This window comes from Rhizobium mongolense USDA 1844 (genome assembly GCF_000419765.1).
Classification (GTDB): Bacteria; Pseudomonadota; Alphaproteobacteria; order Rhizobiales; family Rhizobiaceae; genus Rhizobium; species Rhizobium mongolense.
Window position 1 is genome coordinate 208,272 of sequence record NZ_ATTQ01000004.1, and the last position, 12,462, is coordinate 220,733.

13 protein-coding genes are annotated in these 12,462 nt (G+C 60.2%); 11 read left to right on the plus strand and 2 right to left on the minus strand.

Going from position 1 to position 12,462, the window contains the following annotated elements; genetic code table 11:
* The first annotated feature begins 52 nt into the window (after positions 1–52).
* From A3C3_RS38040 to A3C3_RS0109040, 11 genes are all read left to right on the plus strand, one after another.
* A complete protein-coding gene (locus A3C3_RS38040; protein WP_022714271.1) occupies positions 53–559 on the plus strand; it encodes a cupin domain-containing protein in 507 nt (168 codons plus the stop codon).
* A 244-nt stretch (positions 560–803) separates the two neighbouring features.
* The gene (locus A3C3_RS0108995; RefSeq protein ID WP_022714273.1) at positions 804–1,991 is read left to right on the plus strand and encodes a glycine C-acetyltransferase; all 1,188 of its coding nucleotides are present in this window, start codon (positions 804–806) and stop codon (positions 1,989–1,991) included.
* A 187-nt stretch (positions 1,992–2,178) separates the two neighbouring features.
* Positions 2,179–3,216, plus strand: coding sequence for an L-threonine 3-dehydrogenase (gene tdh, locus A3C3_RS0109000; RefSeq protein ID WP_022714274.1), 1,038 nt, complete (start codon positions 2,179–2,181; stop codon positions 3,214–3,216).
* Positions 3,217–3,226: 10 nt separating this feature from the next.
* Positions 3,227–3,574, plus strand: coding sequence for a GFA family protein (locus A3C3_RS0109005; RefSeq protein WP_022714275.1), 348 nt, complete (start codon positions 3,227–3,229; stop codon positions 3,572–3,574).
* 450 nt (positions 3,575–4,024) lie between these two features.
* Complete coding sequence (gene rpoD, locus A3C3_RS0109010; protein WP_022714276.1) at positions 4,025–6,079, plus strand: RNA polymerase sigma factor RpoD; 2,055 nt, start codon at positions 4,025–4,027, stop codon at positions 6,077–6,079.
* Between the two features lie 222 nt (positions 6,080–6,301).
* On the plus strand, positions 6,302–6,595 hold the full coding sequence (locus A3C3_RS0109015; protein WP_022714277.1) for a GYD domain-containing protein: 294 nt from the start codon (positions 6,302–6,304) through the stop codon (positions 6,593–6,595).
* A gap of 167 nt (positions 6,596–6,762) precedes the next feature.
* Positions 6,763–7,908, plus strand: a complete 1,146-nt coding sequence (locus tag A3C3_RS0109020; protein ID WP_022714278.1) for a DUF930 domain-containing protein — start codon at positions 6,763–6,765, stop codon at positions 7,906–7,908.
* 80 nt (positions 7,909–7,988) lie between these two features.
* Positions 7,989–8,153, plus strand: coding sequence for a hypothetical protein (locus tag A3C3_RS45120; protein ID WP_022714279.1), 165 nt, complete (start codon positions 7,989–7,991; stop codon positions 8,151–8,153).
* Positions 8,154–8,217: 64 nt separating this feature from the next.
* Positions 8,218–9,024 carry an AraC family transcriptional regulator gene (locus A3C3_RS0109030; protein ID WP_022714280.1) on the plus strand — a complete coding sequence of 269 codons (807 nt, stop codon included), beginning with the start codon at positions 8,218–8,220 and terminating at the stop codon, positions 9,022–9,024.
* A gap of 71 nt (positions 9,025–9,095) precedes the next feature.
* On the plus strand, positions 9,096–10,025 hold the full coding sequence (locus tag A3C3_RS0109035) for a DMT family transporter (protein WP_022714281.1): 930 nt from the start codon (positions 9,096–9,098) through the stop codon (positions 10,023–10,025).
* A 31-nt stretch (positions 10,026–10,056) separates the two neighbouring features.
* Positions 10,057–10,455: a DUF427 domain-containing protein gene (locus A3C3_RS0109040; RefSeq protein WP_022714282.1), complete on the plus strand. Its 399-nt coding sequence runs from the start codon at positions 10,057–10,059 to the stop codon at positions 10,453–10,455.
* Here A3C3_RS0109040 and A3C3_RS0109045 read toward each other — a convergent pair.
* Both A3C3_RS0109045 and A3C3_RS0109050 read right to left on the minus strand, forming a co-directional pair.
* Positions 10,452–11,483, minus strand: coding sequence for a quaternary amine ABC transporter ATP-binding protein (locus tag A3C3_RS0109045; RefSeq protein ID WP_022714283.1), 1,032 nt, complete (start codon positions 11,481–11,483; stop codon positions 10,452–10,454). The genes A3C3_RS0109040 and A3C3_RS0109045 overlap by 4 nt on opposite strands.
* Entirely contained in the window at positions 11,476–12,363 is an 888-nt protein-coding gene (locus tag A3C3_RS0109050) for an ABC transporter permease (protein ID WP_022714284.1), read from the minus strand. The genes A3C3_RS0109045 and A3C3_RS0109050 overlap by 8 nt, the downstream gene beginning before the upstream one ends.
* Positions 12,364–12,462 lie beyond the last annotated feature (99 nt).

Genomic DNA, 12,462 nt, shown 5'->3' on the forward strand with positions numbered 1-12,462 from the left:
GTTCTGCGCGCCGGACCTCTGATAGGTTTCCCCTAAAGTCGGGGGAGCTTCGATGGCAATTTTCAACAGAGCGGTGGTTTCGTTGCCCGGGCGTGAGCGGATTGCTAGACATCTGCATGACGGGCAGGTCTTTATTCATGCGACGGCAGAAGAAACCGGTGGCGTGCTTGGCATGTGGGAGACATTTTCGGCGCCCGGAACAGGACCGGCGCCGCACATGCATACGCGGGAGACCGAGGTTTTCCGCGTGATTGCCGGAGCCTATCGTTTCTGGTGCGGCAACGAGGTGATCGATGCCCCTTTGGGCACCACAGTCGTTCTGCCGCCGAACGTGCCGCATGCGTGGAAAAACATCAGCGATGCGACAGGGCGCATGATGGCCGTCGTAACGCCCGGTGGTTTCGAACATTTCTTCATGGAACTCGAACGCACCGGCGCCAACACGCCGGCAGCCATCCGTTCCGTTCAGGAGCGTTTCGGTCTTGTTGACGTCGAAATGGAAGTCGAGCTCTACGATCAAGATCGGCATCTTGCAGTCTATCGGTCGGGTGAAGGCTAGCTGCAAGGGCAGTTTTCACATCCTGACGGTCATGCCGCCATCGACGTCAGGACATGGCCGTTGACGAAGGAGGCAATTCCGAGCGAGGTCAATCGGCGAAATCAAGGGGCGGTGTTGTGCGTGCCGGCTCCATCCTGCTGCAGAAGGCTGCTTCCTGCTGGTATCGGTTCGGCGCTGAACAAGACAAGCCGACGGCAATATGCTAACTCGGCGACAGTCGGAAGCATCGGAAGAAAGACCGTCAATGACCTCGCAATTCATCTCCCATCTGCGCGGCGAACTCTCCGCGCTCAAGGATGCCGGCCTTTACAAGTCCGAGCGCGTCATTACCTCGAAGCAAGCCGGCGAAATCGCCATAGCCTCCGGCGAGCGCGTGCTGAACTTCTGCGCCAACAACTATCTCGGCCTTGCGGATAACGACGAGCTGGCCGAGGCGGGCAAAAAGGCACTCGACCGTTATGGATACGGCATGGCCTCCGTCCGCTTCATCTGCGGCACGCAGGAGGAGCACAAGCAACTCGAATCCCGCATTTCGTCGTTCCTCGGCATGGAGGACACGCTCCTTTATTCCTCCTGCTTCGACGCCAATGGCGGTTTGTTCGAGACGCTGCTGGGCGAGGAGGATGCGATCATCTCCGATGCGCTTAACCATGCCTCGATCATCGACGGCGTGCGGCTCTCCAAAGCCAAGCGTTTCCGCTATGCCAACAACGATATGAAGGCGCTGGAAGAAGAGTTGAAGAAGGCCGAAGACAGCCGCTTCAAGATGATCGCGACCGACGGTGTGTTCTCGATGGACGGCATCATCGCCAACTTGCAAGGTGTCTGCGATCTCGCGGAGAAATACGGCGCCATGGTCATGGTGGACGACAGCCATGCCGTCGGCTTCGTCGGCAAGCATGGCCGTGGTTCGCCGGAACATTGCGGCGTCGAAGGCCGTGTCGATATCATCACCGGCACGCTCGGAAAGGCACTCGGCGGTGCTTCGGGAGGTTATACTTCGGCGAAGGCCGAGATCGTCGACTGGCTGCGGCAGCGCTCGCGGCCCTATCTCTTTTCCAATACGCTTGCACCGGTCATTGCCGCCGCCTCGCTCAAGGTCTTTGACCTGATCGAGAACGGCAACGCATTGCGCGAAAAACTTTCAGCGAATGCTTCGCTCTTCCGCGCGGAGATGACCAAGCTCGGTTTCACGCTGGCGGGCGAGGGGCATCCGATCATTCCCGTGATGCTCGGCGATGCCAAGCTTGCACAGGACATGGCGGCGCTGATGCTGAAGAAGGGTGTTTACGTGATCGGCTTTTCGTTCCCGGTCGTGCCCAAGGGCCAGGCGCGCATCCGCACGCAGATGTCGGCGGCGCATTCCAGGGCAGATGTCGAGCGCGTGGTTGCGGCTTTCGCGGAAGCGGGCAGGGAACTGGGCGTCATTTGACGCCGCTTGCTCCATCTTCTCCCCGGGGGGCGAAGATGTCAAAACGGATGAGGGGCCGAAGCGTCAGCGACGCTCTGAATGGAATGACGCTCTGAATGGACTAACGAGTAAATAACGGTGTGCCGTGCTCCCCGAGGGGAGAAGGGAAATGGCAAAGCTGGGCACTATACAAGACGGGAATCCTCGAATGTCGAATATGATGAAGGCGCTGGTCAAGGCGAAACCGGAAGTCGGGCTCTGGATGGAAAACATGCCGGTTCCTGAGGTCGGGCCGAACGACGTTCTGATCCGCGTCAAGAAGTCGGCGATATGCGGTACGGATGTCCATATCTGGAACTGGGACCAGTGGGCGCAGAAGACCATTCCGGTACCGATGGTCGTCGGCCATGAGTTCTGCGGCGAGATCGCCGAGATCGGTTCCGCCGTCACCAGATACCATGTCGGCGAGCGGGTCTCCGGCGAGGGCCATATCGTCTGCGGCAAGTGCCGCAACTGCCGCGCCGGCAGGGGGCATCTCTGCCGCAACACGCTTGGCGTCGGCGTCAACCGTCCCGGCTCCTTCGGCGAGTTCGTCTGCATTCCGGAAGCCAATGTCGTGCCGATCCCGGACGACATCCCGGACGAGATCGCCGCGATTTTCGATCCCTTCGGCAATGCGGTTCATACAGCACTTTCTTTCGATCTCGTCGGCGAGGACGTGCTCGTCACCGGTGCAGGCCCAATCGGCATCATGGGCGCGCTCGTCGCCAAACGTTCCGGCGCCCGCAAAGTCGTCATTACCGACATCAACCCGCACCGGCTGGATTTGGCGCGCAGACTCGGCATCGACTACGTCGTCGATGCGTCGAAGGAGAATCTTGCCGATGTCATGAAGGCGATCGGCATGACGGAGGGCTTTGACGTCGGCCTTGAAATGTCGGGTGCAGCACCCGCCTTCCGCGACATGATCGACAAGATGAACAACGGTGGCAAGATCGCAATCCTCGGCATCGCGCCGGCTGGTTTCGAGATCGACTGGAACAAGGTCATCTTCAAGATGCTGAACCTCAAGGGCATCTACGGTCGCGAGATGTTCGAGACCTGGTACAAGATGATCGCCTTCGTCCAAGGCGGGCTCGATCTGTCGCCTGTGATCACGCACCGCATCAAGATCGACGAATTCCGGGACGGCTTCGAGGCGATGCGCTCAGGCAATTCCGGCAAGGTCGTGATGGATTGGAACTAAGGGAAAAACGATGATCTACCAAGGAGGCTGCCACTGCGGCAAAATCGCATTCGAGGTGGACGGAGACTTCAAGACGGCGATCGATTGCAATTGCTCGCTCTGCCGCCGGCGGGGCGGCCTGCTTGCTTTCGTACCGCGCGACAAGCTAAAGCTGCAGACGCCGGAAGAAAACAAGTCGACCTATACTTTCAACAACCATGTCATCAAACATCACTTCTGCAGCAACTGCGGTATTGCACCCTACGGCGAAGGCGTTCTTCCGAACGGAGATCCCATGGCATCGATCAACCTGTGCTGTATTCCCGCGATCGATCTCGGTTGTCTGGAAATCATGTCTTACGATGGTGCGTCCCGATAGCGATAGGCGGCGGATGTCCTGCAACGGCAGCTAAAAACCAGGAAGATCTCTCGTTGCCGTGGCAAGAATTCTTGCTCCCCTTGTCTTCTTGCGGTGACATCCTATCTAAGCGAAGCAATCGCTTGAGCGGTTCCCAGCCTGTGGATAAGGCTTTTTGCGTGTTTTCGACGGCTTTTTTAGTGGAAAAGCTTGACGCGAACAAAAATTGTGGGAATCACCGTTCGACTTGAAAAGCGGTGAACTGGGTCGAGGCGGATCGCACATAACCATGGCCGGAAATTTCGAAGCACTAAAGCTCTGTCGTCCGGCATCAGCGATCGTGGTTAATTGGGCTTTAAAGGTCATCCCGTTAGGTGGGTAAGGTGATTCGAGGCTTGGGTTTGCGCACTCAGGCTTCGAGGGCCGTTCACCGCAGCGAGTTTGAATAGCGTCAGGAAGGCGACGATATAAATGGTAACCAAGGTCAAAGAGAACGAAGAAGCGGAAGTCGAACGCGACGGCGCATCCGACGGCCCTCTTCTCGATCTTTCCGATGACGCGGTCAAGAAAATGATCAAGGCCGCGAAGAAGCGCGGCTACGTGACGATGGACGAGCTGAATGCCGTTCTTCCGTCCGAGGAAGTGACGTCCGAGCAGATCGAAGACACGATGGCGATGTTGTCCGATATGGGCATCAATGTCATCGAAGACGAAGAAGCCGAAGAGGCAGGCCAGAGCGGCGGTGACGACGACGATGCGGGCGGCGATGACGAGAGCGAAGGCGGCGAGCTCGCACCTTCCGGCGGCACCGCGCTTGCAACGGCAAAGAAGAAGGAGCCGACCGATCGTACCGACGATCCGGTGCGCATGTATCTGCGCGAGATGGGTTCCGTCGAGCTCTTGTCGCGCGAAGGTGAAATTGCCATCGCCAAGCGCATCGAGGCCGGCCGCGAAACCATGATCGCCGGGCTCTGTGAAAGCCCGCTTACCTTCCAGGCGCTCATCATCTGGCGCGACGAACTGAACGAGGGCACGACGCTGCTTCGCGAGATCATCGATCTCGAAACGACCTATTCCGGTCCGGAAGCCAAGGCCGCCCCGCAGTTCCAGAGCCCTGAAAAGATCGAGGCTGACCGCAAGGCCGCCGAAGAGAAGGAAAAGACCCGCCGCATGCGTTCCGGCGACGACGACATCACCGATGTCGGCGGCGAAGGCATGCCCGTGGAAGAAGAGGAAGAGGACGAAGACGAATCCAACCTCTCGCTCGCAGCCATGGAAGCAGAGCTGCGGCCGCAGGTCATGGAGACGCTCGACCTCATCGCCGAGACCTACAAGAAGCTGCGCAAGCTGCAGGACCAGCAGGTCGAGCAGCGCCTTGCCGCGACCGGCACGCTGTCTTCTGCCCAAGAGCGCCGCTACAAGGAACTCAAGGACGAGCTGATCAAGGCCGTCAAGTCGCTGTCGCTCAACCAGAACCGCATCGAGGCTCTGGTCGAGCAGCTTTACGACATCAACAAGCGCCTCGTTCAGAACGAAGGCCGCCTGCTGCGTCTGGCTGAATCCTACGGCGTCAAGCGCGACTCGTTCCTGGAGCAATATCAGGGTGCCGAGCTCGATCCGAACTGGATGAAGTCGATCGGCAATCTGGCTGCTCGCGGCTGGAAGGAATTCGCCAAGGGCGAAAACACGACGATCCGTGACATCCGCCAGGAGATCCAGAACCTCGCCACGGAAACCGGCATCTCGATTTCGGAATTCCGCCGCATCGTGCACATGGTGCAGAAGGGCGAGCGCGAAGCGCGCATCGCCAAGAAGGAAATGGTCGAAGCGAATCTTCGCCTGGTCATCTCCATCGCCAAGAAGTACACCAACCGCGGCCTGCAGTTCCTCGACCTCATTCAGGAAGGCAATATCGGCCTGATGAAAGCGGTCGACAAGTTCGAATACCGCCGCGGCTATAAGTTCTCGACCTATGCGACATGGTGGATCCGCCAGGCGATCACCCGCTCGATCGCCGACCAGGCGCGCACGATCCGCATTCCGGTGCACATGATCGAGACGATCAACAAGATCGTCCGCACGTCCCGCCAGATGCTGCACGAAATCGGCCGCGAGCCGACGCCGGAGGAACTGGCCGAAAAGCTCGCCATGCCGCTCGAAAAGGTCCGCAAGGTCCTGAAGATCGCCAAGGAGCCGATCTCGCTCGAAACCCCCGTGGGCGACGAGGAAGATTCGCACCTCGGCGATTTCATCGAAGACAAGAACGCGCTGCTGCCGATCGACGCCGCCATCCAGGCGAACCTGCGCGAGACGACGACGCGTGTTCTCGCCTCGCTCACGCCGCGCGAGGAACGCGTGCTGCGCATGCGCTTCGGCATTGGCATGAACACGGACCATACGCTCGAGGAAGTCGGCCAGCAGTTCTCGGTTACCCGCGAACGTATCCGTCAGATCGAGGCGAAGGCGCTGCGCAAGCTCAAGCATCCGAGCCGCTCCAGAAAGCTACGCAGCTTCCTGGACAGCTAAGAGCCGTACCGGCTGCGATGACAGCCTTGCGGTTGACTGATTGATGATCGAAGAGCCGGGTCCGTCCCGGCTCTTTCTTTTTGCGTTACCAGACATTCCGTCGCTTTCCGCGCGCCTCGATGGTATAGTCCGGATGATACGGGGGACGGGACCGGCCGCAGCGCGTGAGCGAAGGTCGCCACATACCTGCGTGGACCAAAACCCTCCGTAGGGAGGTGTGCAATGACCACATACGTCATGCTTATCAACTGGACGGATCAAGGCGTTCGCAGTGCACGCGACTCGGCAAAAAGGCTGGACGCGGCAAAGAAGGCGCTCGGCGAGATGGGCGGCTCCTTCAAGGATTTCTTTCTGACGATGGGTGAATACGACATGGTCTCCATATGCGAGGCGCCGGACGACGCGGTGATGGCGCGGTTCACGCTGCAGCTTGCAACGGCCGGCAACGTTCGCACGAAAACGCTAAAGGCGTTTCCGGAGGCTGCCTATCGCGAAATCATAGGCTCGCTCGGCTAGCGGCGATCGGCCTGCGGATCGCAGCCTCGTGACGGTGAAAAGATGTGGACGATCGGCCGCGCGGCCTTCGCACGGCCGCGCGGCAAAGCACTTTTTTGTATTGCGGCTTGATGCTGCCTTCTTAAAAGGCCACATCCGTACCTTGTCGGAGAGCATAGTTCGCGGGCATGCAGAAGATCGTCGCAAAGCGCTGGAGAGAGATCAGTTGGGGTGTCACAGCCTCGATCGCGCTGCATATTGCCGTCGTTGCGTTTTTCCTGGTGAAGCTGCCTGAAAAGACGCCGCAGCCCCCAGAAGAGGAGACGGTGAACGTCGATCTCGTGCCTCCGCCGGAAGAGGAAAAGAAGCCGGAGGAGAAGAAGGCCGAGGAAAAGAAGGCGGAAGAGCAAAAGCCGCCTGAGAAACCTCCCGAATTGCCGAAGATCGAGGAGAAGGCTGAGCAGAAACCGCCGGCGCCGCCACCACCGCCACTGCCACCGCCACCACCTCCTCCGCCGGAAGCCAAGCCGGAAGAGAAGCCGTCCGAACCGCCGAAATCCGAAGCCAGGAACGATCCCTCCGACAATGAGGGGAAGGAACAGAGAATGCCCGTCCTGAGGCCCGTCTTTGAATTCGGCGACAAGGATAGTGGCCCGCGCAAATCCGAAACGGGCAACGCTTCGGCGGAGGCCGGCAAGCCGCCGGTGACGCCGCCGGAGGAGCCGAAGCCGGAAGAGCCCAAGCCTGCCGAAACGGCCAGTGCAATGCCTCCCGCCACGGACCAGCCGCCGGCAAACCCAGTGCCGGACGATGTCAATCTGCCTCAGGTGGATGTGGCCAATATCGACCCGCAGAAGAACGGACCTTCGGCTGGCGCGGGAGACAAGGCGAAAATCGCCTTCGAACAGGCAAAGCCTGCGGACCAGCCCAAGATCGACCAGACGGAAACGGCGAAGGCTGAAAAGCCTACCGAGTTGAAGGAAGCAAAGACGCTGTTCTCGCAGAACGAAACGGATGATCCGATCGCCCGGACCGCCATGGGCAACATGCCGCGCGGAAGAAGGGCCGCGCAGCTTTGCAGCACCGAGCTTCGCGAGCAACTGGTTCACGGATCGCCCGCCTACAATCCGGTAATGGTCCCCACTTACGCGCTGCCGCGCGGTACGGTGCTCGAGGTCCGGCGCGGTGCCTTCCGCACGCGCGAGGGCTGGTACGACGTTCAATTCCGATGTGAGGTGGACGAGGGCGTAACCAAGGTCGTCTCGTTTGCCGTCGATGTCGGCGATCCGATCCCGCCCAGCCTGTGGCGGAGCCGCAATCTTCCGCAGTTCTGACACGGGCTCGCACCAGCCCTGCGCAAGTGAGCTCTCCTAGTCTGCTTTCATCGCTGAATGTTCCGGTGAATGAAAGGACGATGATGTCGAACGAAATCGAACACTTCTTTGAAATGCAGGACGAGGCCACGAGCCTGGCGTTCCTCCAAAACAAGGGTGATGAGCTGACCGATATTCTGGTTGCAGCGCTCGAAGACGCCCTGAAAATTCTCTCCGACGAAATCCGGCCTGAGACACTTCACTAATCTCGGCAAAGACGTTGCGTGCTTCGCCTGCCGCTGGCAGAGTCCGGCCTGAAGGAGACGCTGCGTGGCCAAAAGTCAGTTCACAATGCACCGTTCGGCGATGGCCGGCGTGGATGCCGTGGAGGCGGAAACCCGCCACAGTTTCGCACGGCATACGCATGAGCAATTCGGCATCGGCCTGATTGTCTCCGGTGCGCAGAAGTCGCTGAGCGGGCGCGGCATGGTCGAGGCGCAAGCCGGCGATCTCATCACCGTCAATCCGAACGAGGTCCATGACGGTGCACCGATCGGCGAGGGGCGGTCGTGGCGCATCCTCTATTTCGATCCGGCGATCTTCGGCGATCTCGCTCAGGATGCGGGCGAAAGCAGGATGATGCACACGGAAATTCCGCGCCCCGTTATTCAAAACAGCGTCCTTGCAGCACGCTTCGCGAGCCTCTTTGCCGCAATCACCAGCAGCTCCACGCAGGATGACCTTGCGCGCGAAGAACTGCTCCTCGGCGTTGTTGCTGATGTGATGCGCGAACAGCCGATGCCGGAAGTGGCGCGTATGGCGCCGGGCACGATCCGCAAGGCGCAGAGCCTGATCGACGGCGATCCCCTCGCCAATGTCTCGCTTGCCGATCTTGCGCGCGAAAGCGGCCTTAGCCGGTTTCAGGTGCTGCGCGGTTTTGCGAAAGCAACCGGCATGACGCCGCATGCCTATCTGGTCCAGGCGCGCATCCACATGGCCCGCCGCCTGATCGCTTCCGGCACGCCGCTTGCCGAAGCGGCCTTCGCCAGCGGCTTTGCCGATCAGAGCCACATGACACGCGTCTTCACGGCCAAATACGGCCTCACGCCGCGTGTCTATGCCACGGCACTTGCCTGACGGCCTGCAATTTCGTTCAAGAAGCTACTTCGTCTTTGCGGTTTTCTCCGTCCATCGAAACGGAGAATCCCATGACAAAAGCATTTCAGGGCTACATCTATCTGACGCTGGCGATGATCACGGTCGGCAGCACGGTGATCGCCAGCAAGATCATCGCATCAGGCCTTCCGCCATTTACGGCAACGGCACTGCGTTTCGCTGCGGCCTTCCCTTTCTTCCTGCTTCTGATGCAACTCACCCGATCGCGGCTGCCGAAACTGTCGCGCCACGATTGGCTCATCCTCGTGACGCAGGCAGGGGCAGGCAGCGTCGGCTATACGACGTTGTTGATCTCCGGCCTGCAACTGACGTCGGCGACGAATGCCGGCGTCATCATCGGCACGCTGCCGGTCGTCTCGGCGGTAATCTCGATCCTCATTCTCGGCGAAAGGCCGCACCGCTTCCTGCTGGTTGCCATCGCGCTCGCCGCTTTCGGCGTCTTCTGGGTCGCGGTGACGCCAGGCGCATCCGCAGCCGGCTCACTTGCCGGCAATGCACTGATCCTCGGCGCCGTCATCTGCGAGGGGCTGTTCATTCTTCTCAACAAGCGCATGCAGAGCGAGATCCTGCCGCTCACGCAGTCGGCGCTGATGACCGGTATCGGTTTCCTAGTTGCCGGCATTCCGGCTCTCTTCGAAAGCCATGCCGCAAGCGGCTTTTCGGGAGCGGCGCTGTCGGCCGTCGTCTATTATGCGCTGGTGCCGACCGTCGGCGGCTTCATCTTGTGGTACGCGGGCTTAGCGCGCGTCAGCGCCAGCGAGGCTTCGCTGTTTACGGCACTCGCTCCAGTCTCCGCCGTCATTTTTGCCTTCGTGCTGCTCGGCGAGCCGGTCGGCATCCATCAGATCTTTGGCGTCGCCTGTGTGCTCGCCGCCGTTCTGGGGCTCGGCTTGTCTGCACTTACCCGGGTGCGGCGGCGTGACAGTGACCCCTTGGGAAGCGCCGGGTACGACCCTATGTAGGGACGGTGCAATCTTTCGAAGGCGAACGCTCATGTCAGACAAGCCAATCAAGATTCCCGGGCCTGATCATCCGATCACCGTAGACCACAATCCGGCGCGCGTCGTCGTCAAGCTTGACGGCAAGGTCGTCGCTGATACGCGCGATGCACTGACATTGCGCGAGGCCTCCTATCCGCCGGTGCAGTATATTCCGCGCAAGGATGTCGACATGTCGCTGCTTCAACGCACCGACCACTCTACTTATTGCCCCTACAAGGGCGAGGCCTCCTATTACAGCATCACGCCTGGCGGCGAGGGCGCGAAGAACGCCATCTGGACCTATGAAAACCCGCATGCGGCGATGCGCGAAATCAAGGACCGCATGGCGTTCTATCCGGATCGCGTGGATTCGATCGAAGAACTGCAGTCGCCTGAGGCCGGCGAGTTTTAGCGTCCCGTCCCGACAAGACAGCGCACGAGACCTTCCAGCGACACGCGGCCTGCGGGCAGGCCATCGGCGGCGGTGACGGTCGCGTGCGTGACGTTGCTTTCGGTCATCATCCGCATACCTTCCTCCACGGTCGATTTGCCGGGGATGCGGATCACGGTGTCGCTTGCGGGATTGCTGAGCGGCTCCATCAGCGCTTCGATCGGGATGACGCGACTGCGGTTTACTTCCTTGACGAAGGCCTCGATGTAGTCGTTTGCGGGATTGAGCACGATATCGGCGGCCGAGCCCTGCTGGATGAGCTCGCCATCGCGCAGAATGGCGACCTTGTCGCCGAGCCGCAACGCCTCGTCGAGATCGTGGGTGATGAAGACGATGGTCTTCTTCAGTTCCTTCTGCAGGTCGAGCAGCACGCTCTGCATGTCGACGCGGATCAGCGGGTCGAGGGCGGAATAGGCCTCGTCCATCAAGAGTATCTCGGCATCGTTGGTGAGTGCACGGGCAAGACCGACACGCTGCTGCATGCCGCCCGAAAGCTGGTTCGGATAATGCCCGGCAAAGCCGTCGAGCCCGACGCGCTTGATCCAGATATTAGCACGCTCTTCGCGCTCGCCCTTCGGCACGCCTTGTATTTCCAGTCCGTAGACGGTGTTCTGCAGCACGTTGCGATGCGGCAGCAGGCCGAACTTCTGGAACACCATCGCCGTCCTGCGGCGGCGGAACTCGCGGAGTTCCTCTTCGCTCATCTTGCAGATGTCGGTATTGCCATAGAGCACTTCGCCCGCCGTCGGGTCGATCAGCCGATTGATGTGGCGGATCAGCGTCGACTTGCCGGAACCGGAAAGCCCCATAATGACGGTGATGCTGCCGCCGGGAATCGAGATGTTGATATCCTTCAGCCCGAGGACATGACCGTGCTCCTTGTTGAGCTCGGTTTTCGACATGCCCTTGGTGACGGCTTCGATGTAATCGCCGCCACGCGGACCGAAAATCTTGTAGAGATTGCGTATCTCAATCGACTGACTAGCCATGCACGATTTCCCGGTGCTTCTGCAGCCTGAGGCCATAGGCCTGGCTGATGCGGTCAAAGATGATGGCGATGCCGACGATGGCGAGACCGTTGAAGACGCCGAGGGTGAAGTACTGGTTGGCGATAGCCTTGAGGACCGGCTGGCCGAGGCCCTGGACGCCAATCATCGAAGCGATGACGACCATGGCAAGTGCCATCATGATCGTCTGGTTGATGCCGGCCATGATGGTCGGCAACGCCAAGGGAAGCTGGACGTTGCGCAGCTTCTGCCAGCTCGATGAACCGAAGGCGTCGGCCGCTTCGAGCACGTCCTTGTCAACCATGCGGATGCCGAGATTGGTGAGGCGTATCATCGGCGGCAAGGCATAGATGACGACGGCGATGACGCCGGGGACGCGGCCGATGCCGAGCAGCATGACGACCGGGATCAGATAGACGAAGCTCGGCATGGTCTGCATCACGTCGAGCACCGGATTGACGGCATTCTGTAGCCGGTTGGAACGCGACATGCCGATGCCGATCGGAATGCCGATCGCGACCGAAAGCACCGTGCAGACGAAGATCATCGAAACGGTCTTCATCGTGTCTTCCCACATGTCGAACCAGCCGATCAGCAGGAGCGTTGCGGCGCAGCCGATGACAATCTTCCAATTGCGGCTCCCAAGCCAGGCAATGCCGGCGACGACCAGGATCACCAGCGGCCAGGGCGTGCCGGTGAGCAGCCTTTCGGCCCAGATCAGAAAGCTTTGCAGCGGGCTGAACAGCCCTTCGATGCTGTCGCCGTAAGCGCGGGTAAAAGCGCGAAAGCCTTCGTCCACGTTCTTCTTCAGAACGCGCAGCGTGTCGGCATCCATTGTCGGAAATTTCCAGAGCCAGTCCATGTCAGTTCCCCATGGCTAAAGCGGCGGCGGCCCTGTTCTTCTTATGGCCGTCGCGCAAAAGGATCGGGCTGGCGGTGCCCGGATGTCAAGCACCGCCTG

Excerpts from the sequence above, each read along its gene's own strand:
- A3C3_RS45120 (WP_022714279.1), top strand. The coding sequence starts at position 7,989 with ATGATGTCGAACGAAATCGAACACTTCTTTGAAATGCAGGACGAGGCC.
- A3C3_RS0109020 (WP_022714278.1), top strand. The coding sequence starts at position 6,763 with ATGCAGAAGATCGTCGCAAAGCGCTGGAGAGAGATCAGTTGGGGTGTC.
- A3C3_RS0109050 (WP_022714284.1), bottom strand. The coding sequence starts at position 12,363 with ATGGACTGGCTCTGGAAATTTCCGACAATGGATGCCGACACGCTGCGC.
- A3C3_RS0109015 (WP_022714277.1), top strand. The coding sequence starts at position 6,302 with ATGACCACATACGTCATGCTTATCAACTGGACGGATCAAGGCGTTCGC.
- A3C3_RS0108995 (WP_022714273.1), top strand. The coding sequence starts at position 804 with ATGACCTCGCAATTCATCTCCCATCTGCGCGGCGAACTCTCCGCGCTC.
- A3C3_RS0109040 (WP_022714282.1), top strand. The coding sequence starts at position 10,057 with ATGTCAGACAAGCCAATCAAGATTCCCGGGCCTGATCATCCGATCACC.
- tdh (WP_022714274.1), top strand. The coding sequence starts at position 2,179 with ATGTCGAATATGATGAAGGCGCTGGTCAAGGCGAAACCGGAAGTCGGG.
- A3C3_RS38040 (WP_022714271.1), top strand. The coding sequence starts at position 53 with ATGGCAATTTTCAACAGAGCGGTGGTTTCGTTGCCCGGGCGTGAGCGG.
- A3C3_RS0109035 (WP_022714281.1), top strand. The coding sequence starts at position 9,096 with ATGACAAAAGCATTTCAGGGCTACATCTATCTGACGCTGGCGATGATC.
- rpoD (WP_022714276.1), top strand. The coding sequence starts at position 4,025 with ATGGTAACCAAGGTCAAAGAGAACGAAGAAGCGGAAGTCGAACGCGAC.
- A3C3_RS0109005 (WP_022714275.1), top strand. The coding sequence starts at position 3,227 with ATGATCTACCAAGGAGGCTGCCACTGCGGCAAAATCGCATTCGAGGTG.
- A3C3_RS0109045 (WP_022714283.1), bottom strand. The coding sequence starts at position 11,483 with ATGGCTAGTCAGTCGATTGAGATACGCAATCTCTACAAGATTTTCGGT.